The following is a 24,811-nucleotide window of genomic DNA, read 5'->3' on the forward strand; positions in this document are numbered from 1 at the left end:
CGGCCTCCCGCGCCACCCCGGCGCACCGAGCCTCCGGCGGCAACGCCCAAACCGCACACCCACCCGCCCGAACCACCCCGGCGGCGCTAGACGTATCCGACACCTCACCCCTCCGCGCTCTGCGACCAAGAGGCCACGTTCCGTGGCCATCACTGCGACGCATCGTGCTCCCAGGCACGGCGTGATCGCAAGCTAAAGCGAAAAATTCCATTTCATTGTCCGGCCGATCTTGAAGAATCCCCACCACGTGCGTAGCCGACACGGCACACTCAGTACATGCCTGAACGCCGTCCCACGATCCGCGAGCGCAAGCTCGCCGCCGAGCTGCGCCGCCTCCGCGAACGATCGACCATGCGACTGGACCAGGTCGTCGCGGAACTCCAAGCAGCAGGTGAAGGACGTTGGTCCACCCCCAAGCTGTCCCGCATCGAGACGGCGGCCCAGGGAATCAAGACGTCGGACGTGAACCAGCTGTGCGACCTCTACGGCGTGACACCCGAGAAGCGCGAAACGCTACTTGCCCTGACCCGGACGGCACGGCAGCGCGGCTGGTGGGACGCCTACGCCGACACGATCCACACCGACTACGCGTCCTACATCGAGCTGGAGTTCGAGGCCAAATCCCTTCGCTGCTACGACGCCCTCATCCTCAACGGTCTTCTGCAGACCACCGAGTACGCACGTGAAGTCATTCGAGTGGGCCTCATGCAATTCGCTCCAGCCACGGAGGTCGACCGACGCCTCGAGGTGCGAACGACTCGCCAGAACCTACTGCACGCGCGCGAACCCGAGCCGCTCCGCATCTGGTCGATCATCGACGAAGCAGCGCTCCGGCGCACCATCGGCGGCCCAGAGGTCATGGCTCGCCAGTGCCTCCATCTGATCGAACTTGCCGAGCAGCCGAACGTCATGCTCCAAGTACTGCCGTTCGCCGCAGGGGCCCATCCCGCCCCCACTGGCACGTTCGCCCACATGGCCTTCCCCGAACGGCACATGCCAGAGGTGATCTACCTCGACGGACTGACAAGCGCCCTCTACATCGAGGACGACAGTCAGGTCCACACCTACTCTCTGGCTTTCAACCAACTCGCCATGGCTGCACTCGGGGCCGACGAGTCACTGGAGCTGATCTCCCGGCTCGCCAGCGAGCTTCAAGTAGGGCATATTGGTACAAATGAGCACAAAAAGTGATCCGACCTCATGGGTTAGAAGTTCGTACTCGGCGCAAGGGGCAAACTGCGTCGAGGTCTCGACAAACGCGAGGACGTGCGCGGTACGCGACTCCAAGAACCCGACCGGCACCGTCCTCACTTTCACTCCCGGTGCTTGGACGGCCTTGCTCCAAGCCGTCAAGACAGGAACCCACGACCTCCCCTGACCAGTATCGCCAGCGGCGGGGCCGCGGCCTTCTTCTGGAGGAGCTCCGGATGAGCAGCGCGAAGTGGCAGGACGCGTCATGGCGCACAAGTAGCCACTCCCTGCCTGCCGGCACCGATTGCGTCGAAGTCGCTCAGGTCAGGGATGCGTGCGCGGTACGCGACTCCAAGAATCCGGTCGGCACCGTCCTCACCTTCGCTCCTGCGGCTTGGGGGTCCTTCCTCCAAGCCATCAAGGCAGGCGCCCATGACCTCCCTTGACAGGTCGCCAGCGGCGGAACCGTGACGTTACCCCGGAGAAGCTGGATGAGCAGCTCGATGTGGCAAGACGCAGCCTGGCGCAAGAGCAGCCACTCGCAAGGTGGTGGTACCGAATGCGTAGAGATCGCGCAGGTCGGCGATAGCCGCGCGGTACGCGACTCCAAGAACCCGACCGGCCCCGTTCTTGCCTACTCGTCCGGCGAGTGGGCTGCCTTCCTTCAAGCCGCTAAGGCGGGCGCCCACGACCTTCCCTGACGTGGAGGGGTAGGTGGGCGGTCTGTGGTGGCTGTGGGATCAGTTCGGGTGGCTGGAAAGCGCTAGGCGGAGTCGGGCGATCTCCGCTCGCCATTCCTCCGCGCCGCCGCTCTCATCCCAGAGTCGTTCCAGCTCCGAGTGGGGGCCGATCACCCGATCTAGAGCCTTCAGCGCCAGAGCGCGCAGGTTGGCGGGCAGTTCCGGAATCCGCTCCTCCGGACCGTAGATCGCATCAACTGGCTGGCCACCGGGGCACTGCGCCGCGACCAGCGCGGCAGCGGCGACCGCCAGCACGCCTTCAGAACTGTCCACACAGGCGGCCTCGCCGGTCACGGCTTCCAGGGCTTCTCGGATCGCTGACGGGCGCTCTTCCAAGGCCAACTCGTCCAGGTCCCCTGCGAAATCGGCGGCAGTGTCATTGCCGAACGGGCTGGCATCCCAGGTTCCCATGTCAGCCTCCAGGTCAGCGAGAAGAGCACCTTATCCGGACCGCGGGCATCATTTTCAGCGTGACGCGTCCACTGCTCCTCCTCGACGTCGACGGGGTTCTCAACCCCTACGGCTACAGCCGTCGCCCGGCCGGTTACACCGAACACGATCTGTTCGCCGAGGACGACGAACCCGTCCTGGTGAACCCGGAGCACGGCATCTGGATCAGCGAACTCGTTCGCGTTTACGACGTCACGTGGGCGACGGCCTGGAACCACGACGCCAACCGGCTCTTGGCGCCCTTGCTCGGCATCACGCCGCTTCCCGTTCTCGCCATGCCGTCCATCCCGTTTCACCCCGGCGAGAAGGTTCCGCTCGTTGACCGGCTGGCCCGGCACCGGCCCGCTGCCTGGATCGATGATCTCCACACTCCGGAGGCCCGCGCGTGGGCCTCCGGGCGTGGTGAGCCCACCTTGCTCGTCACCATCGATCCCTCGACGGGCCTCACTCGCCGGTCGGTCGACCGAGCCCTCGGGTGGGCCGTGGGTCTCTGAGAGTGTCAGTGGGTGCCGTTAGCGTGCCGGGTACGTCCTCTCCCTAGTTCAGGAGTCGTTGCAGATGGCGGAGCAGATGGTCGCGGTGGACGGTGTCGATATCTGCACGGAGTCCTTTGGCGATCCTGGAGATGCGCCCATCCTGCTCATCATGGGGATCGGCGCGTCGATGCTCTGGTGGGACGAGGGTTTCTGTCGGCGGCTCGCGGACGGCGGACGCTTCGTCATCCGCTACGACCACCGGGACACCGGGCGTTCCACCACCTACGACGTGGGCCGCCCCGGGTATACGGGCTCCGATCTCGTCGATGATGCCGCCCGTGTGCTCGACGCCTACGGCATCCCCGCCGCGCACGTCGTGGGGGTGTCTGCGGGTGGCGCGTTCGGGCAGTTGCTCGCGCTCGACCATCCACAGCGCGTCCTCTCACTGGTGCTCATCAGCACCACCCGCGCGGTGCCAGGGGGCCGCGAGCTGCCGCCCCCGACCGAGGAGTTCGGACGCTTCGTCTCGACCGCGCAGGTCGACTGGTCCGACACCGGCTCGGTGATCGACTACCTCGTCGGCTACCAGGTCATGCTCGCGGGCACCGAGCGTCCGCCGGACGAGGCCGCTGTGCGGGATCTGGTCCGCCGTGACGTGGAGCGGGCCCTCGACATCAGGGCGGTCCAGAACCACAACGCGATCCCCGAGGACGATCGCCACTGGGGACCGCTGTCATCGATAACGGCGCCCACTCTCGTCATTCACGGCACAGCGGATCCGTTGTTCCCGCTGGAGCACGGCGTGGCCCTGGCCGAGGAGATTCCAGGCGCCGACTTCGTGCCGCTCAAGGGCGCCGGCCACGGGCTCGACCGCGCCGATTGGGAGACGGTCGCGGGGTTGATCCTCGATCGCACGAGGGGCGGTCAGGGCGGGGAATCCTCAGTTAGCGCAGGGGACGATCTCTGAGTCGTCCAGCTCCATATGCCGGACGGGTCCCGGGAGGGCTGGGGTCCACCCGGCCTGTACTGCCGATCTGATGGCCGATGCCACCGTCCGCGGAAGCACGACGCCCGCCGGGGCCAGCATCCAGTTGCTCGGGTGCGCGCACGGCAGCGACACCACCAGCCGGGCTCCCGGCCGCTCGCCATGCTCGACCGCGAAAACCAGGGGCGACCACGCCGACCCCTGGCAGTACGTCGGACGCCCGCGTACCTTCCAGCGGTATTCGGTCCCGTCGACCGTGATCCGCCGGGCCCCCTTCTTCGCCATCGCCACGACAGTCCCTCCGTCAGCGGTCAGACCGTGGCAACCCTACGGCCGGGCGTTTTCGGCGTTCATCACCTTTTCGGACGGCACCGTTCTGCCGTCGGCCCGATGGCTTGACCTGGAGCACGCTCCAGGTTGGAAGCTGGCGAAATGACCTCACAGGCTTCGAAGACCTGGTTCATCACCGGCGCTTCGCGCGGCATCGGCCGCGAACTCGCGGAGCGGATACTCGCCCGCGGGGACCGCGTCGCCGCGACGCTGCGCCGCCCCGAGCAGCTGGACGACCTGGCCTCCCGGTACGGCGACCGGCTGTGGCGGCACCGCCTCGACGTCACCGACACCGCGCAGCTCGACACCGTGGTCGGCAAGGCGTTCGCCGATCTCGGACGCATCGACGTGGTCGTCTCGAACGCCGGCTTCGGCGTCCTCGGGGTCGCCGAGGACCTGAGCGACGACCAGGTGGAGCGGTCGATCGCCACGAACCTGACGGCGTCCATCCACCTCGCGCGGCGCGTCGTCCCGCACCTGCGCGAGCAGGGCGGCGGGGTGCTCGTGCAGATGTCCAGCATGGGCGGGCACATCGCGTTTCCGAAGTTCGGCATCTACCACGCGACGAAATGGGGCATCGAAGGCTACTTCGAATCCCTGGCGCGGGAAGTCGAGCCCTTCGGCATCAAGACGATCCTGGTCGAGCCCGGCATGGTCCGGACGAGTTTCTACGACGCCGCCGAGCGCGTCCCCCTCAGCGGCCCGTACCAGGGCGGCCCGGCGGACACCCCGCCGCCGCCGGTGGAGGACATGCCCGCCAGCCAGTCCGGCGTCGCGCACGCGACGATCGAGGCCGTGCTCTCCGACGACACGCCGCTGCGGCTGCTGCTCAACTCCGACGCCTACGAGACCGTGACGTCCGCGCTCCGTGAGCGGCTCGCCGCGTTCGAGGCCCGCCGCGACGCGGCCTACGCAGCAGACGCCGAGGTCACCCCGAAGCCGTTCTGACCAACCCGGAGCCCTCAGCCCAGGCGGGAGTGAAGCTCGGCGAGGCTCCGCCGGATCTCGGACCACGGGAAGACGCCCCTGAGGTCGTCGCCTGAATCGGGGGTCGGCAGGCGGGCCGCGTCCAGCAGGACGGTGACGCCCCAGTCGCGCAGTTCGGCGACGCTGCGGACGAAGACGGGATGGCGGGCGAGCGCCTCGTTGGGCCACGGCGCCGCGACGATGGGACGCCCCGAGCCGACACCCTCATTGAGCAGGCCGAGCGCCAGCGTGTCGCTGATCCCGTGCGCCCACTTGTTGACGGTGTTGAACGTCGCCGGCACCACGGCGAACGCGTCGGCGGGCGGCAGGACGTCGGGCTCGTCGGGCTGCTTGTACTGCGAGCGGACGGGAAAGCCCGTCAGCTCCGCCAGCCGGTCGGCGTCCACGAACTTCATGCCGGACGGTGTGGAGACCACGCAGACCGTCCACCCGTCTCCTTGGAGTTCCTCGACGAAGGGCGGGAGTTCCGCGGCGGGGCGCCCGCCGCAGGCGATCAGGTAGAGCACCGGGTCCTTGGCCACTCCCCCACCCTGCCATGGCGACAACCGACTGCCGTTGGTCTCGTGCTTGACAACGTTAGCTAACAGTATTAGCTTTTAGCTAACGCAGTTAGCCAACGGAGGACGCCATGACCGAGTACCTGACCATCGACGGCGGGACGATCGCTTACGAGGTGACAGGGGACGGTCCGCTGATCGTCCTCGCGCACGGGATGGGCGACAGCCGCGACGCCTTCCGCGCCGTGGTCCCGTCGCTGGTCGAGGCCGGCCACCGGGTCGCCGCGGTCGACCTGCGCGGCTGCGGCGAGTCCAGCGTCGACTGGCCGGAGTGGAGCCGCACCGCCATCGCCGGCGACCTGCTCGCGCTGATCCGCCACCTGGGCGGCCCCGCCGTCATCGTCGGACACTCGGCCTCCGGCGGCGCCGCCACCATCGCCGCGGCCCTGGAGCCCTCGCTGGTCACCGCCGTCGTCGAGCTGGCGCCGTTCACCCGCAAGCAGTCGCCCAGCCTCGGCGGCATGCTGAAGGTGAAGCGCTACCGGCGCGGCATGATGCGGCTGCTCGGCACGGCCATGTTCGGCAGCCTGCCCATGTGGCGCTCCTACCTCGACGTGGCCTACCCCGGCCAGCGGCCGGCCGACTGGGCCGAGCGGCTCGGCCGGATCGAGTCCCTGCTGCGCGAGCCGGGCCGGATGAAGGCCATGCAGGCCATGGGCCGCAGCGCCCCGACCGACGCCGGCGCGCAGCTCGGCAACGTCCGCTGCCCGGTCCTGGTCGTGATGGGCACGCTCGACCCCGACTGGGCCGACCCGCGCGCCGAGGGCACCGCCGTCGTCGCGGACCTGCCGTCCGGCCTCGGCCGCCTGGAGATGATCGACGGCGCCGGGCACTACCCGCACGACCAGTTCCCCGAGCAGGTCGTCTCGCTCGTGCTCGACTTCCTCCGCTCGGACGCCGCCCGTGCCTAGGGCCGGTCTGGACCCGGCGGCCGTCGTCGCGGCCGGCGCCGCCCTCGCCGACGAGGTCGGCCTCGCCAACGTGACGATGGGCATGCTGGCCGAGCGGCTGGGCGTGCGCACCCCGTCCCTGTACAAGCACGTGAAGGGCCAGGAAGACCTCAACCGCCGCATCGCGGCCCTGGCGCTGGGCGAGGCGGCCGAGGCCGTCGGCGGCGCGGTCCAGGGGTACGCGGGCCGCGACGCCCTGGAGGCCGCGGCGCGCGCCTTCCGCGGCTTCGTCGTGGCGCACCCCGGCCGGTACGCCGCGACGATAGGCGTCGAACCGTTCGGATCGGACGATCCGCTGGCCGCCGCGGGGCAGCGGCTGCTCAGCGCGTTCTCGGCGGTCCTGCGCGGCTACGAGATCAAGGAGGCGGACACGAACCACGCCCTGCGCATGCTCCGCAGCCTCTGCCACGGTTTCGCCACCTTGGAAGCGGCCAACGGTTTCCAATGGAGCACCGACATCGACGAGAGCTTCGCATGGCTGATCGCCTTCGCCGACCGGGGCCTGCGCGCCTTGTGAGGACGTCCGCCGCTCTGGAACGCGGTGCGTCGGCACCAGCGAAACCTTACGAGCGGCCGAGCGGGGTGGTGGTCTCCGTTTCCGGGGCCGGTCCCGCTGAGCCCGCCCGTGACGCGGTCCGACGGGTGGCGGTCAGGGAGAGGGCGCCGATGACCAGCAGGGCCCAGCCGCCTGAGGCGGGTTCCAGCACCGAGACCAGCGTGCCGAGGACGAGCAGGAGCCATCCGGCCTCGGCGGGCACCGTGCCCGTGGCGATCACGGATCGCCTGACGAGCAGCCCCAGGCCGAAGAGCGCCACGCCGCAGAGCAGGAACCAGGAGGCCGTCAACCGGGCGTCGTCGCCGGCGACGGTGTTCCACAGGCCCTCCGAGACGATGCCGCGCCAGTGGGAGCGGTCGGAGCCGAGCCCCACCAGCACGTGGAGGACGGCGATCGCGAGGATCAGCCGCGGTGTCCAGCGGCTGAGGGCGGCAGGGCGCGGCTCTCGCGTCATGACGGCCTCTTCTCTCGTCCGGTTCACTTCGCGGCGTCCAGGAGCGGGAACAGCAGGTCGTAGATGGCGTGCTTCTCGGCGGCGGGAAGGGGCGGCATCAGATGCGCGCCGCCGATCAGGACCACGTAGAGCAGTTCGGCCATCCGGTCGGGAGAGGCGTGGCCGGCATCGCGGCAGAGGCCGCGCAGGTACGCGAGGCGGGTCGCGTCCACGCGCCGCTGCGTCGCCGCCGCCTGCGGGTCCTGCTTCGCCCAGGCCCGCACGGCGATCTCCAGGTCCGGGCCGGCGTCGCTGATCGCCTCCCGCGCGAGGCGCTCCAGTTTCTCCCGCGCGGACGGACCGGCGGTCTCCTCCACCACATCGATGAGCGCGGTGGTGTAGCGCTCCTCGTAGTGGGCGAGGAGCCGCGCCCGGAACTTCGGCATCGAGCCGAAGTGGTGGTAGAAGGCGCCCTTCGACAGGTTCATGCGCTCGCACATCTGCTGGAGGGTCACCGCCGGGGCGCCCTGCTCGGCGAGCAGGACGAGCCCCTCGTCCAGCCAGGCTCCGGAGTCCACCATGCCCCACCTCCATACCAAAAGGTTTGGTATGGAGGGTAACACCCGTGATCACCGGTCCGGGGACCGGGTCGGTCAGATCACGGGCGCCGTGCGGGCGCGGGCGAGGTCAGGTCTCGATGTCGTCGGGGCCCCAGTGGGCGTCCATGCGGGCGATCTTGCCGTCCGCGTTGAAGGTCATGACGTCGATGGCGCGCACGCGCATGCCGGGGACGTCGATGGTGAAGGCCATCGCGGCGCGGTCGCCGTGGGAGCCGCGGATGGGGGCGTCCAGCGTCAGCTTGGCGCCGCTGGCGACGGCGTTCGTGTAGAACTCCTCGATGGCGGCGCGGCCGGTGATCTCGGGGTGGCCGACCGGGTCCTCGATGACGGCGTCGTCGGCGTAGAGGCCGGTCACGGTCGCGACGTCGGCGGCGTTGAAGGCGTCCACGTAGGTCTGGAGCGCCTGCTTCATGTGTTCCTGGGACGGCATGGGCGGAGTTTACCAAGCGTTCGCTTGGTCTCCCCGGGGCGCCGATGTAATTACACCGGCGAATGACAGCGGCGGAATCACATCTGATCGAGTTACGCCGGGGTGCTTTCCGCCTCGGTGGGCCGGGGGTGCAGGCCGCGTTCGGCGGAGGCGGCGAGGGCCTCCAGCAGGTCGGCCGGGCCGCCGGTGTCGTCGTCGTAGTGCCAGCCGCGGATGATCTCCTCGCCCTCGACGCCCGGGTTGAAGCGGCCCAGGGCGAAGCAGCCGGCGATTGCCATCCGGACGATGACGCGGGAGCTCTCGTCCAGGTGCGCCACATAGGCGGCCGCGTCGATGAGGCCGATCGCGGCGCGGGCGTTGCGAGGGCCGGGCCGGTCGATACGCCATTGCGCGTAAGGGCGCAGGTAGTCCGCGATCATGCAGGTTCTCAGCACGGTCCTCATCGTGGGGCCGCGGCGACGCGCCGGTGCCGGGTTTGACCGATGCCTTGCCGGACGATGACCGAGGATCAGCCGGTCAGGCCGTTGCGGTAGGCGTAGGTGACGGCCTGGGCGCGGTCGCGGAGGTTCGCCTTGGCGAACAGGTTGTTGATGTGGGTCTTCACGGTGGCCTCGGAGATGAACAGGTCGCCCGCGATCTCGGCGTTGGAGCGGCCCTGGGCGATCAGGGTCAGGACCTCGGCCTCGCGGCGGGTCAGGCCGTCGGGCAGCCCGGCGCGGCGGGGGCGCTCGCCCGCGGCGACGGCCTCGACCAGGCGGCGCTGGACGGCCGGATCGAGCTGGGACGCGCCGTCGCGGACGGCGTCGACGGCGCGGGCGATCTCGTCGGCGCCGGCGTCCTTGGTGAGGTAGCCGCGGGCCCCGGCGCGCAGCGCGGCGAAGATCGAGTCGTCGTCGGCGTAGGTGGTGAGGACGACGATCCCGACCTCGGGATGGGCCTGCTTGATGCGGCGGGTCGCCTCGACGCCGTCCATGCGCGGCATCCGCAGGTCCATCAGGACGACGTCGGGCCGCAGCTCGTCGACCAGCGCGACCGCCTGCTCGCCGTCGCCGCAGGCGCCGGCGACGGTGATGCCCGGGAGCAGTTCGAGGAGCAGGACGAGGCCCTCGCGCACCACGGTCTGGTCGTCGACGATCAGGATTCTCGTGCTCACCGCGTCTCCCGTCACGCCGGAACCTGGAGGGACACACGGAACCCCGTGCCGTCCGGACCGGTGTCCAGGGTCCCATCGATCAGTTCGGCGCGCTCCCGCATGCCGACGAGGCCGTATCCGCCGCCGCCCAGCTCGATGACCGATTCGGTGCCGCCGCTGTCGGTCACTTCGAGTTCCACCTTGTCGGGCAGGTAGCGCAGGGTGACCTGTGCGCGCGCGCCGGGGGCGTGTTTGCGGACGTTAGTAAGCGCCTCCTGCGCGGTGCGGACGACCGCCAGGCCGGCTTGGGGCGAGAGTTCGCGCGGCACACCGGTCACCTGTACGTCGCAAGGACGGCCCGTGCTCGCGTAGAACTCCTCAGCGAGTTCGGCCAGCACCTCTTTGGGCTCCGGTATCTCCCCGCGGAGGGTGGCAAGGGCACGCCTTGTCTCCTCCAGGCCGGAGCGGGCGAGGTTCCGCGCGCGCTCTACGCGGTCCAGGGCCTGGACACGGTCACCGTCCCGCGAGAGGAGCAGCCTCGCTCCCTCCAGGTGGACGATCTGCGCCGACAGCGAGTGCGCGAGGATGTCGTGGATCTCGCGGGCGATGCGCGACCGTTCGGCGAGGACGGCGTTGGCCGCCTCGGCCCGCCGGCTGGCCTCCTGCGCGGCGGCGCCCTGGCGGCTGGCGACGGCGCCCAGCGTGAGGCCGGCGAACGCCGACATCAGGCCGAGGTCGGCCCCGCCCGGCCGGAACGCCTCCCCCAGCGCGGCGATCGTGGCGACCGTCAGCGCGCTCACCGCGATGCCCACCGGCAGCGGCAGCCGCAGGAGCAGCACCCACAGGCCGGCCATGCAGAAGAAGAACCCGCCGCCGGCGTGCGGCGCGATCGCGTACAGCGCCATCGCCGCCGCCACGGACAGCAGCAGGAGGGCGAGCCCCGGCCTCCGCAGGCGCGAGCCGTCCCAGCGGTCCAGCACGAGCCCGGCCCCGAGGAGGGCGAACATCACCGCGTTGAGGACGACGAGGGCCAGGCCGTCGCCGTGCAGGGCCGGAGCGGGGTCCCCGTGCAGCAGCCCCCGGACGTACGCGATCAGGCCCCACATCGCGAGCATGCCGACGATGAGCAGCCGGATGAGCCGCTCCGGTGCCACCACCTTGCCGTTCACGGTCCGACGGTAGCCCGTGCGAGCCGGGCGGGCAGGTCCGCGCGGAGCGCCGGCGGCAGGGGGGCTGGAGGAACGCGGTCCTGCGTGTGCATGCCCTGACGCTAGGTGCCCGCGGCTCCCGCGCGGATCGGCGCACGGCTGTAGACCCGCTCTCCACCCCCGGGTGGAGGCGCCGGAACCTGGCCGCATGTGGCCGAGTTAGCGGTCTTGCTATTAGACACGATCTTGTTTTTGAATCGTGGTTCCTTGCGTGGACCGCTCCAACGAGCCGTCCCCGCAGCATCCCCCGAGAAAGGCTCCATGCCTGTGAAACTCCTCTCCCGCGCCGCCCTCGCGGCGGCGCCCGTCGGCCTCGCGCTCGGACTGGCCGCGGCCCCCGCCCAGGCCGCCGCACCGCAGGCCCCCGGCACCGCCCCGCTCGCGGCCCCGCAGGACCTGCCGCCGGACGTGCCGAAGTTCGACTTCGCCGAGCAGTGCCCGCCGCTGCCCGCCGGGCAGGACCCCGCCCTCGCGACCTGCCTGCAGCTGGTCGTGACCGGCGGCTCGATGAAACTCGGCGGTCTCACCCAGGAGATCACCCAGCCGATGCGGACCGTCATCCAGGCGGTCCAGTCGTCGTGGTCCGACCCGGCCGAGTACACCAGCGTGAAGATGACCGGCAAGCCGATGACGGTCCCCGGCGGCGTCCTCGGGCTGCTCGGCTTCCCGATCGCCGGCTGGGACGGCCTGCCCTACAACAAGGTGCAGGTCCAGGCGAAGTACGCGGGCGGGTTCGACTTCAACCTCCCGACGACCGGGATCAACCTGAAGATCAAGCTGATCAACGACGCGATCGGCAACGGCTGCTTCATCGGATCGAACAAGGACCCGCTGAAGCTCAACCTCGGCATCGACTTCAACAAGATCACGGTCGTGACGGAGGGCGACTACACCGACCCGTTCAACAACCCGCCCATCCTGCAGATGCCGACCGAGGACACCACCTTCGCGGTGCCGAAGACCAGCGGCTGCGGCATCTTCGGCCCGGTGATCGACTGGAAGGCCGGGCTGCCGTCCGCGTCGGGCAACAACGCGGCGTCGTTCCAGCTCTACATGGCCACCGCGCCCTACCAGTCGGCGAACGCCCTGACCGCCCGGAGCGCGCCGGACCCCGTCCAGACGTTCCGCAACCTCAAGATCGGCGACTGATCCACGTCGTCACGGGGCCGTCCACCACGGGAACGGCCCCGCCCCCCGCCACCGCGCCGGTCAGGCGTCGATGCGCTCGACGTCGAGCTCGGTGGCGCCGGCGGTGATGAACGCCCGGCGCGGCGCGACCTCGCTGCCCATCAGCAGCTCGAACACCTTCGCCGCCTCCTCCGCGTCCTCGATGCGGACGCGCCGGAGCACCCGGTGCCGGGGGTCGAGCGTGGTCTCCGCGAGCTGGTCGGCGTCCATCTCACCGAGGCCCTTGTACCGCTGGATCGGCTCCTTCCAGCGCTGGCCCTTGCGCTCCAGCTCGACGAGCCGCTTGCGCAGCTCGGCGTCGGAGTAGGTGTAGATGTACTTGTCCTGGCCCTTCTTCGGCTTGATCAGCTCGATGCGGTGCAGCGGCGGGACGGCGGAGAACACCCGCCCGGCCTCCAGCATCGGCCGCATGTAGCGGTGGAAGAGCGTGAGCAGCAGGGTGCGGATGTGCGCGCCGTCGACATCGGCGTCGGCGAGGATCACGACGCGGCCGTAGCGGGCCGCCTCCACGTCGAAGGTGCGGCCCGAACCGGCGCCGAGCACTTGGATGATCGCGGCGCACTCGGCGTTCTTCAGCACGTCCGCGACGGACGCCTTCTGCACGTTGAGGATCTTGCCGCGGATCGGCAGCAGCGCCTGGAACTCGGAGTTGCGGGCGAGCTTGGCGGTGCCGAGCGCCGAGTCGCCCTCGACGATGAACAGCTCGCTGCGGTCGTCGGTGGTGCGGCAGTCGACGAGCTTGGCCGGCAGCGCCGAGTTCTCCAGGGCGTTCTTGCGCCGCTGGTTGTCGCGCTGCGTGCGGGCGGCGATGCGGGTCTTGGCCGCGCCGACGACCTTCTCCAGGACGGCCCGGAGCGGCTGCTTCTGCCCGCGCGACGGGTTCTCGAAGACGGCGCGCAGCTCGCGCAGGACGACCTGGGACACGATGCGGGTCGCCGCGGACGTGCCGAGGACCTCCTTGGTCTGGCCCTCGAACTGCGGTTCCGGCAGCCGAACGGTCACCACCGCGGTGAGGCCCTCCAGGACGTCCTCCTTGATGACGTCCTCGTCGCCGTTCTTCAGCAGCTTGGTCGCGCGGAGTTGCTCGTTGAGCACCTTCAGCACGGCGCGGTCGAAGCCCCGCACGTGGGTGCCGCCCTTCGGGGTGGCGATGACGTTGACGAACGACTTGGTGATCGTGTCGTAGCCGGTGCCCCAGCGCAGCGCGATGTCGACCTCGAGGTCGCGCTCGACGTCGGTGGGGGTCAGGTGGCCCTGGTCGTCCAGGACGGGGACGGTCTCGGTGAAGTGGCCGCGGCCCCGCAGCCGCAGCACGTCGACGAGCGGGGCGTCCTTGGCCAGGTAGGTGCAGAACTCGCTGATGCCGCCGTCGAACCGGAACGTCTCGTCGACGACCTCCTCGCCGCGCTCGTCGCGGACGTCGATGGTGAGGCCGGGGATGAGGAACGCGGTCTGCCGCATCCGGTCGAGGACGAGCTCCTGCTCGACCGTGGCGTCCTTCAGGAAGATCTGGAGGTCGGGCCAGAAGCGGACACGGGTGCCGGTGGTCTTCTTGGCGACCTTGCGGACCTGCCGCAGCCCCGACTTCTTCTTGAACCGGGCGTTGGGCCGCCCCTCGTCGGCGAACTCGCCGGGAAGCCCGCGCCGGAAGCTGATCGCGTGGGTGTACCCGTCGCGGTCGACCTCCACGTCCAGCCGCGCCGAGAGGGCGTTGACCACGGACGCCCCCACGCCGTGGAGCCCGCCGGACGCGGTGTAGGAGACGCCGCCGAACTTGCCGCCCGCGTGCAGCCGCGTCATGACCAGCTCGACGCCCGGCAGCCCCGTCTTGGGCTCCAGGTCGACCGGGATGCCGCGGCCGTTGTCGCCCACCTCGAAGGATCCGTCGGCGTGGAGCGTCACGCTGATGTGGGTGCAGTAGCCGGCGAGGGCCTCGTCGACGCAGTTGTCGACGATCTCCCACAGGCAGTGGGCGAGGCCCCTGCTGTCGGTCGACCCGACGTACATGCCGGGCCGTTTCCGGACGGCCTCCAGCCCCTCCAGCACCGACAGGTGCCGTGCGGAGTAGCCGTGCGGGTCTTCTGTTGTCGCTTCGGCGGTCGCGGCGGTCAACGTGCGTGCGCTCCTCGGGGGTAGGACGGTCGGCAGCAGGGTACCCCCGGGCGCCGACATTGCGGCCGGAGGCTCGCCGCCGCGGGCGTTCCGTGCGTCCCGGCCGCGGTCGCGCGCCGGTCCCCCGGGCGGCTCGCCGCGCGGCCGCGCCGCGGCCCGCCGGGCGTGCCCCGCCCTCCACTTCTAGACCTTAACGTCCACCTTTAGGTGGGTGTGCGGTAGACACTCCGCTCCTTACTGTCCTCTGCATGGTGCAAACGATCGAGGCCACGGGCCTCCGTAAACGCTACGGGGACGTCCGGGCCGTGGACGGGGTGACGTTCGGGGTCGAGGAGGGCGAGTTCTTCGGCATCCTCGGCCCGAACGGCGCGGGGAAGACGACGACGCTGGAGATCATCGAGGGGCTGCGCGAGGCGGACGAGGGGGACGTCTCGGTGCTGGGCCTCTCCCCGTGGCCGCGCAACCCGAAGCTGCTGCCCAGGATCGGCGTCCAACTGCAGGCGTCGTCGTTCTTCGAGCGGCTGACCACCCGCGAGCAGTTGCAGACGTTCGGCTCCCTCTACGGCGTCCCGGCAGCGAAGGCCGACGCGATGATGGAGCTGGTGGGGCTGGCCGACAAGGCCGACGTCCGGGTGGAGAAGCTGTCGGGCGGGCAGGCGCAGCGCCTGTCCATCGCGTGCGCGCTCGTGCACGATCCGGAACTGGTGTTCCTGGACGAGCCCACCGCCGCCCTGGACCCGCAGGCCCGCCGCAACCTCTGGGACCTGCTGCGCCAGATCAACACCGAGGGCCGCACAGTCGTGCTGACCACGCACTACATGGACGAGGCCGAGATCCTCTGCGACCGCGTCGCCATCATGGACGCGGGCAGGATCCTGCGGCTCGGCCCGCCGGCGGTGCTGGTGCGCGGCCTGGACGCCCCCGCGCGCATCAGCGTGGCCAGCGGCATGCTCGGCGTGGACGACGCCCGCCTCCTGCCGGGCGCGGACGAGGCCGCCGACGACGGCGTCTCGCTGACCATCTCCACGCGCGACCCGTCGGCCGTGGTCGCGGCCATGGCGGCCAAGAACGCCCTGGACGGCGTCCAGATCCGCGGCGCCACCCTTGAGGACGTCTTCCTGGACCTCACCGGACGGGAGTACCGGGCGTGAGCACCTACCAGAGCTTCAAGAGCCTGTCCCGGGCGATGCTCCTCGGCTTCAGGCGGGACCGGACCGCGCTGTTCTTCACCGTGCTGTTCCCCCTGATGTTCCTGGTCATCTTCGGTGGCATCTTCGGTCACCAGACGACGTCGAAGGTCACCGTTCTGGAGGTCGGCAAGGCACCGATCCTGGACGGCGCCGTCACGCAGGGGGCCGACCAGCTCGCCAAGGTCCTGAAGGTCACCAGGACGTCCGACCGCGCCGCCGCGCTGCGCAAGGTGGAGAAGGGCGACGCGGACGCCGTCGTCGAGCAGCGCGGGACCGAGCTGGTCGTGCACTACTCGGCCACCGACCAGGTCAAGTCGGGGACGGTGCGGGGGCTGATGGACTCGATCGTCCAGTCGGCCAATCAGGCGGCGACCGGTAAGCCGCCCGCCTACACGCTGGCCACGCAGCAGGTGGAGGACGACTCGCTCAAGGCCATCCAGTTCTTCACGCCGAGCCTGCTCGGCTGGGCGCTGGCCTCGGCGGGCGTCTTCGGGGCCTCCCAGACGCTGGTGACGTGGCGGACCAAGGGCATCTTGCGCCGGCTCCAGCTCTCCCCTGCCCCGATACCCACCGTGTTCGCCGCACGTGTCGCGGTCAGCCTGGCCATCGCGCTCGTACAGTTCGCCTTGTTCGTGCTGGTGGCGCAACTGCCGATGTTCGGGCTGCAGCTCAGCGGCGCCTGGTGGATGGCCATCCCGATGGTGATAGCGGGCGTGCTGGCCTTCCTGTCGATCGGGATGCTGATCGGCGCGTGGGCCAAGACGCAGGAGACGGCCCAGGCGGTGACACAGCTGGTCGTCCTGCCCATGGCGTTCCTGGGCGGGTCCTTCTTCCCGCTGGACGCGTCACCGGGCTGGATGAAGGCGCTGTCCTACATCTTCCCGCTGAGGTATCTCAACGAAGGGATGCTCAACGTGATGGGACGCGGGCTCGGTCCGTCCTCTGCACTGCCCCAAATCGCCGTTCTGCTGGGGGTTGCGGTGGTCGGCGCGTTGATCGCCGTGCGCCTGTTCCGATGGGACGACGCCTAATGTGACCTCGGTCACTTATTGGGCCATTCTGCTGTGGGCGTACGAAGAACCAGGTTGGGAACGCCAGCGTCGGGTTAGATGTTGTCCTAAGTACCGACCCCGAGCATGAGGAAGGTGCCGTGACTGGAGCCCTTGCCCCAACCAAGCCGCTGACCGTCGCCGACCGATGCGACCGCTGCGGCGCCCAGGCCTACGTCCGTGCTGTCCTTGTAGGCGGCGGCGACCTTCTGTTCTGCGCCCACCACGGACGCAAGTACTCAGAGGCGCTGCGAGCCAACGGGGCCGACATACAGGACGAGACCGACCGGCTTACCGAAACCCCGGCCACCGCGTCCCCCGAGGAGCGGTAGATCTCCCCATAGAAACCCCAGGAACGGCGGTCACCGGCAACGGTGGCCGCCGTTCGCATTTCACCCCGCGGCGCTCCGCCGAGTCCCCAAAGAGGGCATGACTTCAGAGAGTAATTAGACAATCGCACAGCGTAGTGAAATTGCCTCTGACCATGGGCCGGATCACTCCATCCACATGGTTCTCACCCCGGAGTGACATTCTTCACTCGATAGTGATAGCCGCCCGCCGGAACGAACCCTTCCGCCGCGTACATCGCCCTCGCCGGCGCGTTCCGCTCAACGACGACCAGATACGCCCGTTCGCACCCCTGCTCGCGTCCCCAGCCGAGGAGGGCCCGCAGCGCGCGGCGCCCCAGCCCCTGCCTGCGCGCTTCAGGCGCGACGGCCATGGCGTAGACGCCGAGCCACTCCCCCTGCGGGACGCCTCGTCCGACGGCGAGGCCGTCCAGGGACGCGTATCCGGCGCCCACACCGGTGAGGATCTTCTCCGCCATCGGCAGCTGATGGTCGTACCGGCCGTCCACCGACCACCACAGGTCGAGCCACTCCCGCGACGGCGCCTCCGTGATGTCGGCCCCGTCCCGTTCGTAGGGGGCGGCCAGGTCGGCGACCATCGCGATCGTCGGATCGACCAGTTCGTAGCCCCGCCCCTCCAGGAGCGCGTCGAGCCCCTCAGGCCGCGCCTGGGCGTCCACAGAGAACACCGTCGGCAGCCCCAGCGCGCCATAGAAGCGCTCAGCCTCGTCCACGGCCCGGCCCACGTCCCCCGGGTCTGCCAGGGGCAGGACGGAGTTGGCCCGCTTGGTCACTCCTTCGGCATGGCGCAGCACCCAGCCGCCAATATCCTGGGTGGACGGCGCGGGCCACGCCTCAGCGACGAGCTCGCCCAACCGTGTCTCCAGAGACCGCGCCGCCATCTGTCACCGCTTTCGGGGGGATCGTGCACATCCTGCTGCCGCCGTCGGAGAAGAAGGCTACCGACGGGGACGGCCCGCCCCTCGACCTGGCCTCGCTGAGCTTCCCCGGGCTCACCCCGACGCGCAAGCGGGTCCTCGCGGGTCTCACCAGGGCGTGCAAGCGGCGCGACGCCGCCGACGTGCTCGGGCTGCCGGCCGGCCAGGCGGACGAGGCGCTGGCCCGGAACAAGGCGCTGCGGGAGGCGCCCACGCTCCCCGCCGCGCGGCTCTACACCGGCGTCCTCTACGACAACCTCGACCTTCCCGACCTGGACCCGGACGCGGCCGCCGCGCAGATCATCGTCTTCTCGGGCCTGTGGGGTGCGCTGAGGCTCACCGACCGGGTCCCGCCCTACCGGCTGGCCATGGGCGTGTCGCTGCCGCCCACGGGCCGCCTGGGGACGCTGTGGCGCCCGGCGATGAGCAAGGCGCTGCGGCTGGAGGACGACCTGGTCGTGGACATGCGCTCCGGCCCGTACGCGTCGGTGTGGAAGGCGCCGCAGCCGGCCGTCGCCGTCCGCGTGTTCCGGGAGCGCGTCACCGGCGGCGTCCCCAAGCGGACCGTCGTCAGCCACATGGCCAAGGCGACCCGCGGGAAGATCGCCCACGACCTCCTCAAGGCGGGCGCCGCGCCGCGCACCCCCGACGAGCTGCTCAAGGCCGTCGCCGACCTCGGCCACACGGTCGAGCTGAACGGCACCGACCTGGACGTCGTCCTGCACGACTGACGTCCCGGCACCGGCCGGCGGGCGAGCACGGAACGCGAGCCGCCACCGGCATGACGAGAACAGGGCCTCGCGCGTGCGCGCGGGGCCCTGCTCCCTCAGGTCGAACGATCAGTCCAGGTAGTCGCGCAGGACCTGCGACCGGGACGGGTGACGCAGCTTCGACATGGTCTTGGACTCGATCTGCCGGATGCGCTCCCGGGTCACCCCGTACACCTTGCCGATCTCGTCCAGGGTCTTCGGCTGGCCGTCGGTGAGGCCGAACCGCATCGACACCACGCCGGCCTCGCGCTCGCTGAGCGTGTCGAGGACGGAGTGGAGCTGCTCCTGCAGCAGCGTGAAGCTGACCGCGTCGGCGGGGACGATCGCCTCGGAGTCCTCGATGAGGTCGCCGAACTCGCTGTCGCCGTCCTCGCCCAGCGGGGTGTGCAGCGAGATGGGCTCGCGCCCGTACTTCTGGACCTCGACGACCTTCTCCGGGGTCATGTCGAGCTCCTTGGCCAGCTCCTCCGGGGTGGGCTCGCGGCCCAGGTCCTGGAGCATCTGGCGCTGCACGCGGGCCAGCTTGTTGATGACCTCGACCATGTGCACCGGGATGCGGATGGTGCGGGCCTGGTCGGCCATCGCGCGGGTGATCGCCTGCCGGATCCACCAGGTGGCGTACGTGGAGAACTTGTAGCCCTTGGTGTAGTCGAACTTCTCGACGGCGCGGATCAGGCCGAGGTTGCCCTCCTGGATGAGGTCCAGGAACAGCATGCCGCGCCCCGTGTAGCGCTTGGCCAGCGACACCACCAGGCGGAGGTTGGCCTCCAGGAGGTGGTTCTTGGCGCGGCGGCCGTCCTCGGCGATCCACTCGAAGTCCTCGAGGTCCTCCTCGGACATCGCGGCGGCGGACACGGCGAGGCGCTCCTCGGCGAAGAGCCCGGCCTCGATGCGCTTGGCGAGCTCCACCTCCTGCTCGGCGTTGAGCAGCGGGACCTTGCCGATCTGCTTGAGGTAGTCCTTCACCGGGTCGGCGGTGGCGCCGGCGGCGGCGATCTGCTGGGCGGGCGCGTCCTCGTCGTCGTCGCCGAGGGTGAAGCCCTCCTCCTCGGCCGGGGCGGCGCCCTCGGCGCCCTTCCCGGCGGGGGCGGCCTTGGCGGCGGGCGCCGCCGGGGCCTCCTCCTCGTCGGCCTCGGGCTCCTCGACCTCGGCGGCCGTGTCGTCCTCCAGCTCGACGTCGAGGTCGGCGAGGTCCTCGTCGAGGTCGACCTCGACCTCGTCGTCGACCTCGGGGCCCTCGCTCTTCTTGGCCGGCGCGGCCTTGGCGGGCGCGCTCTTGACGGCGGCGGCGGCCTTCTTGGCGGGCGCGGCCTTCTTCGTCTTGGCGCCCTTGGCGGGCGCGGGCTTCTTGGGCGCGGGCTTGGCGGCGGCCGGGCGCGGCTCGGCGGCGGCCTCCTCCGGCGCGTCGTCGCCGACCACGGCGGTCACCGTGTCGGGCTGCTCCTTCGCGGCGGCGGCGGTCCTGGGCTTGCGCGCCGCCTGCGCCGCGCGCTTGCGCGGGCGCTTGGGCGCCGCTGAGTCGGCAGCGCTCACCATGACGGTCACACCCTCCTTGCTGAGGCTCCGCAAAATGCTGGAGGCCTTCGACACGGGGATGTCGGCCTCCTCGAACGTACGGCGTACGTCGTCGGCTTCGAGGTAACCCTGGGACCGTCCACGCTCGATCAGTTGCGCGATGACGTGATCGTGCAGATCCGACGCTTTCGAGGTCGAGCTAGCAGGCGACACAAATACCTCTCGAACGAACGTGTGGCTTGGTTGACCCAAGTGCCCTGACGGGCCCGGCCTCACACTGGGTGGGACCACACACGGAGCGGACCACCGGTGCGGGACCGCAGCGTACCCGCTCTGTCTGGGTCAAGCATTCTGGCACTGCTGCGCATTCCGCCCTGGAGTCCTACCCGGTAACACTCCACCTTAGAGGGCGCGGGACGGTCCTTCGAACGTGCTACTCCGTCTTGACGCGGTCTCAGGCGGTTTTCACGCGGGCTCGGGCGGGACGTGCAGGGCGAGCACGGTCACATCGTCCACCTGCTCGTATCCGGCAAGCATCCGATCGACCAGGAAGTCGACGAGTCTCTCGGGATCTCCTACCACTTCAGGTGGGGCGTCCGCGGCCACGGCGACAAGCTCGTCCAGCCCGGCGTCCACCCCACGCCTACGGTTCTCCACAAGTCCATCGGAATAGAACACCACAGTGTTGCCGGTCTCGATGGAAAAACTTGTCTGCTGCCGCTGGCTGGGCCAGCCGAGGGGCGTGCCGGGCTCCAGCGAACTGACGCGCGCGGGCGAATCCTGGGAGATCAGCAGGGGCGGCGGGTGGCCCGCGTTGCTGAATTCGCCCTGCCCGGTCTCGGGGTCGATGACGACGTACGCGACCGTGGTGAACTGCTCCTCGTCCTCGGTGGCGCTGAACAGCCGGTCGAGGCCGGCCAGGACGGCGGCGGGGCGCGGGTCGTTCAGCGCGAGCGCGCGCAGGGCGTTGCGGACGCGTCCCATTCCGGCCGCGGCGAGCACGCCCTTGCCCATGACGTCGCCGACGGCGACGGCGAGCCGGCGGTCGGGGAGCCGGAACACGTCGTACCAGTCGCCGCCGACCTGGACGTGGCGCGTGGCCGGGTTGTAGCGGGCCGCCAGGACCATGCTGGGCAGCTGCGGGAGGTCGCTCGGCAGGAGGCTGCGCTGGAGCTCCTCGGCGGTGCGGTGCTCGCGCTCGAACAGCAGGGCCCGCTCGACGGCGAGGGCGCACTGACCGGCCAGCGCCTCCAGGAAGACCCGCTCCTCCTCGGTGATCTCCCTGGGCCGGGTGAAGGAGAAGCGGAGCGCGCCGATCGGGGCGCCCGCGGCCAGCAGCGGCAGGCCCACCCAGGCGCGTTCCTCGGTGTGCTGGGCGAACAGGTCGCGCTCGCCGTGGCCGAGCTGCAGGCGCAGGCTGTCGGGATGCTCGGCCAGGAACGGCCGGCTCTCCCGCACCGCCACCGACATCACGGTCTGGTCACTGACCTTGATGTCGTCGCGAGAGGCGGGGCTGGTCTCGCTCTCCGAGCCCGGCTGGGACGGCGTCACGATGCTGAGGCGCAGCTTGTCGTCGTCCAGCAGCGCCACGGCGGAGTAGTCGGCGCCGATGGCGGACCGTCCGACCTCGGTGATGACCTGGACGACCTGGGAGACCGTCAGGGCCTCGGCCAGCATCGAGGTGGCCTGCTGCAGGCGCGCGGTGCGCAGCGCGGCCGCCGACAGCTGCTCGGTCAGCCTGCCGCGCATCTCCTCGGCCTCGCGCTGGCCGGTCACGTCGGTGTTGGCGCCGACCCACTCGATGACCGTGTCGCCCTGCCAGATGGGCACGGCCCGTACGTCGAAGTGGCGGTAGGTGCCGCTCTTGGTGCGGATGCGGTAGTTGGTCTCGAAGACCCGGTTCTCCTCGACGCACTCCTGCCAGACCGACTCGATGCGGGGCCGGTCCTCGGGGTGCACCACCGACAGCCAGCCGCCGACGGCGTAGTCGTCCGGCGTCTGCCCGGTGATCGCGCGCCACTCGGGCGCGTCGTCGATCACGCCGCCCGCCGGTGCGGCGACCCACACGACCTGGGCGCTGGCCTCCACGAGCGAGCGGTAGCGCTGCTCCTTGCGTCGGATGACCTCTTCGGCCCGGCGACGCTCGGTCACGTCCAGGGCGGTGAGGACGACGCCCGTCTGGGCGCCCTCGGCGTCCCTGGCGGGCAGCCACGTGCAGGCGAGGATGCGCTCCTCGACGGCCGTGGCGACGCCCGGCGCGGCGCCGGGCGCCGGGTCGGAGGCGGCGCCTCCGGGGGCCTCGCCGGCCGGGACCACGAGGTCCAGATCGCTGACGGAGCGGTCCTCGTCGATGACCTTCCGCAGCGCCGTCTCGAAGGCCGCGCCGAGCGCCTCGGGCAGCACCTCGGACGGTCTGTGCTGCAGGAGCTCGCGCGCCGGCACGCCGAGGAGCGCGGCCAAGGCGTCGTTGGCCTTGCGGCAGCGCAGGTCGGGGTCGAAGAACGCCAGCCCGCCGGGGCCTTCCTTCAGCAAGGTCGCGTACAGCGCGGCGTCGGACGCATCCATGGGCCTGCCCTCCACCCCTGAAACGCGGGGATGCGGAACGGACGTCTCGGTGCTCATGGACAACACCTCCGCCCCAGAGGGTCCCGTACCGCGCGGCAAGTTTTCATCACTATGAGTGAATGGGAGCAGGCTAGCGCTCCCGCCTCCATCACAACACCGGTCGGAGTCAGGTATTCATCATCCCGATGGTTCGGCGTGTACGGAACCCCTGCTGAACATCGTTGTCCCTTCGGTCCCGGACGAACGCACCGGATTCGGACACCGCCGCACGGGACGCGCGAGGCGGCCCGTCCGGACGGCGAGTAGGAGATGTTACGACCCTCCGGCGTCACCGCGCGTCAACTTCCCTAGTCCGGGTGTGTCTCCGGCTCGGCGCCCCCACGGCGCGGCTACTTGGCGGCTTTGGCGGCGGCCTTCTGCTCCTGCTTGAAGGCCCTCACCTGCGCCAGGGACTCCGGGCCCGTGATGTCGGCGACGGAGCGGTGCGAGCCCTCCTCGCCGTAGGCGCCGGCGGCCTCGCGCCAGCCCTCGGGCCGGACGCCGTACTGCTTGCCCAGCAGCGCCAGGAAGATCTGCGCCTTCTGCTTGCCGAACCCGGGCAGGCCGTTCAGGCGCTTGAACAGCTCCTTGCCGCTGTCGACGCCCTTCCACACCTTCTCGGCGTCGCCGTCGTAGTTGTCCACGAGGTACTGGCACAGCTGCTGGACGCGCTTGGCCATGGAGCCGGGGTAGCGGTGGACGGCGGGCTTCTCCGACAGCACCGCGGCGAACCGCTCCGGGTCGTAGGCGGCGATCTCGTGCGCGTCCAGGTCGTCGGAGCCGAGCCGCTGCGTGATGGTGTACGGGCCGGAGAAAGCCCACTCCATCGGGATCTGCTGGTCGAGCAGCATGCCCACCAGCGCCGCCAGCGGGCTGCGTCCGAGCAGCTCGTCGGCTTCCGGACGCTGTGCGAGTTGAACCTTCGTGGCCATGGCATCAGCTTAGGGCGGCCCTCGGATCTGTCAGAAGTCTTACGGGCGCGGCGCGGCCCTGGCAGGCGCGGCCGCACGGTGCTCGAATGAAGTGGTGAACGAGGAGGAGCGGACACAGGGCAGCCCGGTCGGGCGGCGTGTCGTGCTGGGGATGCTCGGTCTCGGCGTCGCGGGGGTCGCCGTGGGAGCGTCCGTCCAGGACAAGGTGAGCCGGACGCTGGCACCGGTCGGCCCGATCGGGGACGTCCTGCCGGCCGCGGGCGGTTTTCGCTACTACTCCGTCACGGACGGTGTGAAGCGGCACAGCGCCGCGACCCACCGCGTGACCGTTAGTGGCCTCGTCAACAAGCCGCAGGCGTTCCGGCTGGCTGATCTGGCGCGGCTTCCCCAGACGACCATCGACCGCGATTTCCAATGCGTGACGGGCTGGCGGGTGCCGGATGTGCACTGGGTGGGAGTCGCCCTGCCCGATCTGCTGGACGCGGTCGGTGTGTCACCGCAGGCCCGCGCGGTGCGGTTCACGTCGTTCGACGGCGTCTACACCGAGTCGCTCACGCTGGAACAGGCACGCCGTAGGGACGTCCTTGTGGCGACCCAGATGGACGGCAAGCCGGTGACCCACGATCACGGCGGCCCGACGCGCCTCTACGTGGCGCCCATGTACGGCTACAAGTCGCTGAAGTGGCTCAGCGGCATCGAACTGACCAACAAGGTGGAGCCCGGCTACTGGGAGAACCTCGGTTACGACGTGGACGCCTGGGTCGGACGGTCGAACGGGCGTAACGATGCACCGACATGACACGCGCGGGCACGAGGAGGCCCCGGAGGCGGGTGCGTCGCGTTGGCTGCTGCGGTTCACGCGGGCGGAGCGATCGATCCACCATGCGACCGCGCTCTTGATGCTCGTCTGCCTGCTGACCGCGGCACTGCTCTACCTGCCGGTCCTGTCGACGCTGGTGGGCCGCAGGGAGATGGTCAAGACCGTCCACGTGTGGTGCGGGTTCGCGCTGCCCGTGCCGATCGTGCTGGGCCTGCTGTCACGCGCGTTCAGGGCCGACCTCGGGCGGTTGAACAGATTCGCCCCACACGACTGGGAATGGCTCAGACGCAGCGACCGGAGG

30 protein-coding genes are annotated in these 24,811 nt (G+C 70.2%); 17 read left to right on the forward strand and 13 right to left on the reverse strand.

All coding sequences use genetic code 11. The annotated features are described in order from the left end of the window. Positions 1-276 precede the first annotated feature (276 nt). The 4 genes from ETD96_RS13715 to ETD96_RS13730 are packed head-to-tail and all read left to right on the forward strand — an operon-like array spanning position 277 to position 1,892. Positions 277-1,191 (forward strand): helix-turn-helix domain-containing protein, encoded by a 915-nt coding sequence (locus tag ETD96_RS13715; RefSeq protein ID WP_138636718.1) that lies wholly within the window; start codon positions 277-279, stop codon positions 1,189-1,191. Continuing rightward, positions 1,175-1,378, forward strand: a complete 204-nt coding sequence (locus tag ETD96_RS13720; RefSeq protein WP_138636719.1) for a DUF397 domain-containing protein — start codon at positions 1,175-1,177, stop codon at positions 1,376-1,378. The genes ETD96_RS13715 and ETD96_RS13720 overlap by 17 nt, the downstream gene beginning before the upstream one ends. Before the next feature lie 49 nt (positions 1,379-1,427). Then, positions 1,428-1,637 (forward strand): DUF397 domain-containing protein, encoded by a 210-nt coding sequence (locus ETD96_RS13725; RefSeq protein WP_138636720.1) that lies wholly within the window; start codon positions 1,428-1,430, stop codon positions 1,635-1,637. Between the two features lie 45 nt (positions 1,638-1,682). Beyond that, entirely contained in the window at positions 1,683-1,892 is a 210-nt protein-coding gene (locus ETD96_RS13730) for a DUF397 domain-containing protein (protein WP_240807608.1), read from the forward strand. A gap of 39 nt (positions 1,893-1,931) precedes the next feature. Here the strand turns inward: ETD96_RS13730 and ETD96_RS13735 are convergent, their stop codons facing one another. Continuing rightward, entirely contained in the window at positions 1,932-2,342 is a 411-nt protein-coding gene (locus ETD96_RS13735; protein ID WP_138636721.1) for a DUF4259 domain-containing protein, read from the reverse strand. A 59-nt stretch (positions 2,343-2,401) separates the two neighbouring features. On the opposite strand from ETD96_RS13735, the gene ETD96_RS13740 reads away from it, so the two are divergent. The 4 genes from ETD96_RS13740 to ETD96_RS13755 all read left to right on the forward strand — a co-directional run bounded on the left by ETD96_RS13740 (position 2,402) and on the right by ETD96_RS13755 (position 5,120). Next, positions 2,402-2,875, forward strand: coding sequence for an HAD domain-containing protein (locus ETD96_RS13740; protein ID WP_138636722.1), 474 nt, complete (start codon positions 2,402-2,404; stop codon positions 2,873-2,875). 64 nt (positions 2,876-2,939) lie between these two features. Beyond that, positions 2,940-3,824, forward strand: a complete 885-nt coding sequence (locus ETD96_RS13745; protein ID WP_138636723.1) for an alpha/beta fold hydrolase — start codon at positions 2,940-2,942, stop codon at positions 3,822-3,824. Between the two features lie 70 nt (positions 3,825-3,894). After that, a complete protein-coding gene (locus ETD96_RS44655; RefSeq protein ID WP_171069018.1) occupies positions 3,895-4,278 on the forward strand; it encodes a hypothetical protein in 384 nt (127 codons plus the stop codon). Next, positions 4,275-5,120, forward strand: coding sequence for an SDR family oxidoreductase (locus ETD96_RS13755; RefSeq protein ID WP_138636725.1), 846 nt, complete (start codon positions 4,275-4,277; stop codon positions 5,118-5,120). Before ETD96_RS44655 ends, ETD96_RS13755 begins: the two co-directional genes overlap by 4 nt. A gap of 14 nt (positions 5,121-5,134) precedes the next feature. Here the strand turns inward: ETD96_RS13755 and ETD96_RS13760 are convergent, their stop codons facing one another. Beyond that, the gene (locus tag ETD96_RS13760) at positions 5,135-5,680 is read right to left on the reverse strand and encodes a flavoprotein (protein ID WP_138636726.1); all 546 of its coding nucleotides are present in this window, start codon (positions 5,678-5,680) and stop codon (positions 5,135-5,137) included. Positions 5,681-5,787: 107 nt separating this feature from the next. Between ETD96_RS13760 and ETD96_RS13765 the strand changes: the two genes are divergently transcribed. Then, on the forward strand, positions 5,788-6,627 hold the full coding sequence (locus tag ETD96_RS13765) for an alpha/beta fold hydrolase (protein WP_138636727.1): 840 nt from the start codon (positions 5,788-5,790) through the stop codon (positions 6,625-6,627). Beyond that, on the forward strand, positions 6,620-7,183 hold the full coding sequence (locus ETD96_RS13770) for a TetR-like C-terminal domain-containing protein (RefSeq protein ID WP_138636728.1): 564 nt from the start codon (positions 6,620-6,622) through the stop codon (positions 7,181-7,183). The genes ETD96_RS13765 and ETD96_RS13770 overlap by 8 nt, the downstream gene beginning before the upstream one ends. Positions 7,184-7,229: 46 nt before the next feature. On the opposite strand, the gene ETD96_RS13775 is transcribed toward ETD96_RS13770, so the two are convergent. The 6 genes from ETD96_RS13775 to ETD96_RS45850 all read right to left on the reverse strand — a co-directional run bounded on the left by ETD96_RS13775 (position 7,230) and on the right by ETD96_RS45850 (position 11,006). After that, positions 7,230-7,676, reverse strand: coding sequence for a DUF6463 family protein (locus ETD96_RS13775; RefSeq protein WP_138636729.1), 447 nt, complete (start codon positions 7,674-7,676; stop codon positions 7,230-7,232). Between the two features lie 23 nt (positions 7,677-7,699). Further along, on the reverse strand, positions 7,700-8,236 hold the full coding sequence (locus ETD96_RS13780) for a TetR/AcrR family transcriptional regulator (RefSeq protein ID WP_138636730.1): 537 nt from the start codon (positions 8,234-8,236) through the stop codon (positions 7,700-7,702). 106 nt (positions 8,237-8,342) lie between these two features. After that, a complete protein-coding gene (locus tag ETD96_RS13785) occupies positions 8,343-8,705 on the reverse strand; it encodes a nuclear transport factor 2 family protein (RefSeq protein ID WP_138636731.1) in 363 nt (120 codons plus the stop codon). 92 nt (positions 8,706-8,797) lie between these two features. Then, positions 8,798-9,139 (reverse strand): hypothetical protein, encoded by a 342-nt coding sequence (locus ETD96_RS13790; RefSeq protein ID WP_138636732.1) that lies wholly within the window; start codon positions 9,137-9,139, stop codon positions 8,798-8,800. Positions 9,140-9,213: 74 nt separating this feature from the next. Next, positions 9,214-9,858: a response regulator gene (locus ETD96_RS13795; protein ID WP_205719247.1), complete on the reverse strand. Its 645-nt coding sequence runs from the start codon at positions 9,856-9,858 to the stop codon at positions 9,214-9,216. 11 nt (positions 9,859-9,869) lie between these two features. Then, the gene (locus tag ETD96_RS45850; protein WP_205719248.1) at positions 9,870-11,006 is read right to left on the reverse strand and encodes a sensor histidine kinase; all 1,137 of its coding nucleotides are present in this window, start codon (positions 11,004-11,006) and stop codon (positions 9,870-9,872) included. A gap of 300 nt (positions 11,007-11,306) precedes the next feature. On the opposite strand from ETD96_RS45850, the gene ETD96_RS13805 reads away from it, so the two are divergent. Beyond that, positions 11,307-12,194: a hypothetical protein gene (locus ETD96_RS13805; RefSeq protein ID WP_138636734.1), complete on the forward strand. Its 888-nt coding sequence runs from the start codon at positions 11,307-11,309 to the stop codon at positions 12,192-12,194. Between the two features lie 60 nt (positions 12,195-12,254). On the opposite strand, the gene ETD96_RS13810 is transcribed toward ETD96_RS13805, so the two are convergent. Beyond that, positions 12,255-14,345 (reverse strand): DNA gyrase/topoisomerase IV subunit B, encoded by a 2,091-nt coding sequence (locus ETD96_RS13810; protein WP_274704605.1) that lies wholly within the window; start codon positions 14,343-14,345, stop codon positions 12,255-12,257. 248 nt (positions 14,346-14,593) lie between these two features. Here ETD96_RS13810 and ETD96_RS13815 point away from each other — a divergent pair, with 248 nt between their 5' ends. The 3 genes from ETD96_RS13815 (at position 14,594) to ETD96_RS46650 (ending at position 16,916) form a co-directional block, all read left to right on the forward strand. Further along, positions 14,594-15,496 carry an ABC transporter ATP-binding protein gene (locus ETD96_RS13815; protein WP_138636736.1) on the forward strand — a complete coding sequence of 301 codons (903 nt, stop codon included), beginning with the start codon at positions 14,594-14,596 and terminating at the stop codon, positions 15,494-15,496. Then, positions 15,493-16,566, forward strand: a complete 1,074-nt coding sequence (locus ETD96_RS13820) for an ABC transporter permease (RefSeq protein ID WP_138636737.1) — start codon at positions 15,493-15,495, stop codon at positions 16,564-16,566. The genes ETD96_RS13815 and ETD96_RS13820 overlap by 4 nt, the downstream gene beginning before the upstream one ends. A gap of 119 nt (positions 16,567-16,685) precedes the next feature. Next, positions 16,686-16,916 (forward strand): DUF7455 domain-containing protein, encoded by a 231-nt coding sequence (locus ETD96_RS46650; RefSeq protein WP_138636738.1) that lies wholly within the window; start codon positions 16,686-16,688, stop codon positions 16,914-16,916. A gap of 182 nt (positions 16,917-17,098) precedes the next feature. Here ETD96_RS46650 and ETD96_RS13830 read toward each other — a convergent pair whose 3' ends face one another. Beyond that, the gene (locus ETD96_RS13830) at positions 17,099-17,806 is read right to left on the reverse strand and encodes a GNAT family N-acetyltransferase (RefSeq protein ID WP_240807610.1); all 708 of its coding nucleotides are present in this window, start codon (positions 17,804-17,806) and stop codon (positions 17,099-17,101) included. 50 nt (positions 17,807-17,856) lie between these two features. On the opposite strand from ETD96_RS13830, the gene ETD96_RS13835 reads away from it, so the two are divergent. Next, on the forward strand, positions 17,857-18,600 hold the full coding sequence (locus ETD96_RS13835) for a YaaA family protein (protein WP_138636740.1): 744 nt from the start codon (positions 17,857-17,859) through the stop codon (positions 18,598-18,600). A gap of 108 nt (positions 18,601-18,708) precedes the next feature. On the opposite strand, the gene ETD96_RS13840 is transcribed toward ETD96_RS13835, so the two are convergent. The 3 genes from ETD96_RS13840 to ETD96_RS13850 all read right to left on the reverse strand — a co-directional run bounded on the left by ETD96_RS13840 (position 18,709) and on the right by ETD96_RS13850 (position 23,690). Then, on the reverse strand, positions 18,709-20,367 hold the full coding sequence (locus ETD96_RS13840) for an RNA polymerase sigma factor (protein ID WP_138636741.1): 1,659 nt from the start codon (positions 20,365-20,367) through the stop codon (positions 18,709-18,711). Positions 20,368-20,619: 252 nt separating this feature from the next. After that, the gene (locus ETD96_RS13845; protein ID WP_420884752.1) at positions 20,620-22,719 is read right to left on the reverse strand and encodes a SpoIIE family protein phosphatase; all 2,100 of its coding nucleotides are present in this window, start codon (positions 22,717-22,719) and stop codon (positions 20,620-20,622) included. Positions 22,720-23,108: 389 nt separating this feature from the next. Next, complete coding sequence (locus tag ETD96_RS13850; RefSeq protein ID WP_138636743.1) at positions 23,109-23,690, reverse strand: HhH-GPD-type base excision DNA repair protein; 582 nt, start codon at positions 23,688-23,690, stop codon at positions 23,109-23,111. A gap of 94 nt (positions 23,691-23,784) precedes the next feature. On the opposite strand from ETD96_RS13850, the gene ETD96_RS13855 reads away from it, so the two are divergent. Both ETD96_RS13855 and ETD96_RS13860 read left to right on the forward strand, forming a co-directional pair. Then, on the forward strand, positions 23,785-24,489 hold the full coding sequence (locus ETD96_RS13855; RefSeq protein ID WP_205719249.1) for a molybdopterin-dependent oxidoreductase: 705 nt from the start codon (positions 23,785-23,787) through the stop codon (positions 24,487-24,489). Further along, the coding region (locus tag ETD96_RS13860) for a hypothetical protein (RefSeq protein ID WP_205719250.1) at positions 24,476-24,811 on the forward strand (336 nt) is incomplete at its 3' end. The genes ETD96_RS13855 and ETD96_RS13860, both read left to right, overlap by 14 nt.

Source organism: Actinomadura geliboluensis (genome assembly GCF_005889745.1).
Lineage (GTDB): Bacteria > Actinomycetota > Actinomycetes > Streptosporangiales > Streptosporangiaceae > Spirillospora > Spirillospora geliboluensis.

Bases quoted from the DNA above. Each gene is read 5' to 3' on its own strand.
- ETD96_RS13715 (WP_138636718.1), top strand. From the start codon at position 277: ATGCCTGAACGCCGTCCCACGATCCGCGAGCGCAAGCTCGCCGCCGAG.
- ETD96_RS13785 (WP_138636731.1), bottom strand. From the start codon at position 8,705: ATGCCGTCCCAGGAACACATGAAGCAGGCGCTCCAGACCTACGTGGAC.
- ETD96_RS44655 (WP_171069018.1), top strand. From the start codon at position 3,895: ATGGCCGATGCCACCGTCCGCGGAAGCACGACGCCCGCCGGGGCCAGC.
- ETD96_RS13765 (WP_138636727.1), top strand. From the start codon at position 5,788: ATGACCGAGTACCTGACCATCGACGGCGGGACGATCGCTTACGAGGTG.
- ETD96_RS13725 (WP_138636720.1), top strand. From the start codon at position 1,428: ATGAGCAGCGCGAAGTGGCAGGACGCGTCATGGCGCACAAGTAGCCAC.
- ETD96_RS13720 (WP_138636719.1), top strand. From the start codon at position 1,175: ATGAGCACAAAAAGTGATCCGACCTCATGGGTTAGAAGTTCGTACTCG.
- ETD96_RS13805 (WP_138636734.1), top strand. From the start codon at position 11,307: ATGCCTGTGAAACTCCTCTCCCGCGCCGCCCTCGCGGCGGCGCCCGTC.
- ETD96_RS13735 (WP_138636721.1), bottom strand. From the start codon at position 2,342: ATGGGAACCTGGGATGCCAGCCCGTTCGGCAATGACACTGCCGCCGAT.
- ETD96_RS13780 (WP_138636730.1), bottom strand. From the start codon at position 8,236: ATGGTGGACTCCGGAGCCTGGCTGGACGAGGGGCTCGTCCTGCTCGCC.
- ETD96_RS13730 (WP_240807608.1), top strand. From the start codon at position 1,683: ATGAGCAGCTCGATGTGGCAAGACGCAGCCTGGCGCAAGAGCAGCCAC.
- ETD96_RS13775 (WP_138636729.1), bottom strand. From the start codon at position 7,676: ATGACGCGAGAGCCGCGCCCTGCCGCCCTCAGCCGCTGGACACCGCGG.
- ETD96_RS13745 (WP_138636723.1), top strand. From the start codon at position 2,940: ATGGCGGAGCAGATGGTCGCGGTGGACGGTGTCGATATCTGCACGGAG.
- ETD96_RS13755 (WP_138636725.1), top strand. From the start codon at position 4,275: ATGACCTCACAGGCTTCGAAGACCTGGTTCATCACCGGCGCTTCGCGC.
- ETD96_RS13850 (WP_138636743.1), bottom strand. From the start codon at position 23,690: ATGGCCACGAAGGTTCAACTCGCACAGCGTCCGGAAGCCGACGAGCTG.
- ETD96_RS13815 (WP_138636736.1), top strand. From the start codon at position 14,594: ATGGTGCAAACGATCGAGGCCACGGGCCTCCGTAAACGCTACGGGGAC.
- ETD96_RS13845 (WP_420884752.1), bottom strand. From the start codon at position 22,719: ATGGATGCGTCCGACGCCGCGCTGTACGCGACCTTGCTGAAGGAAGGC.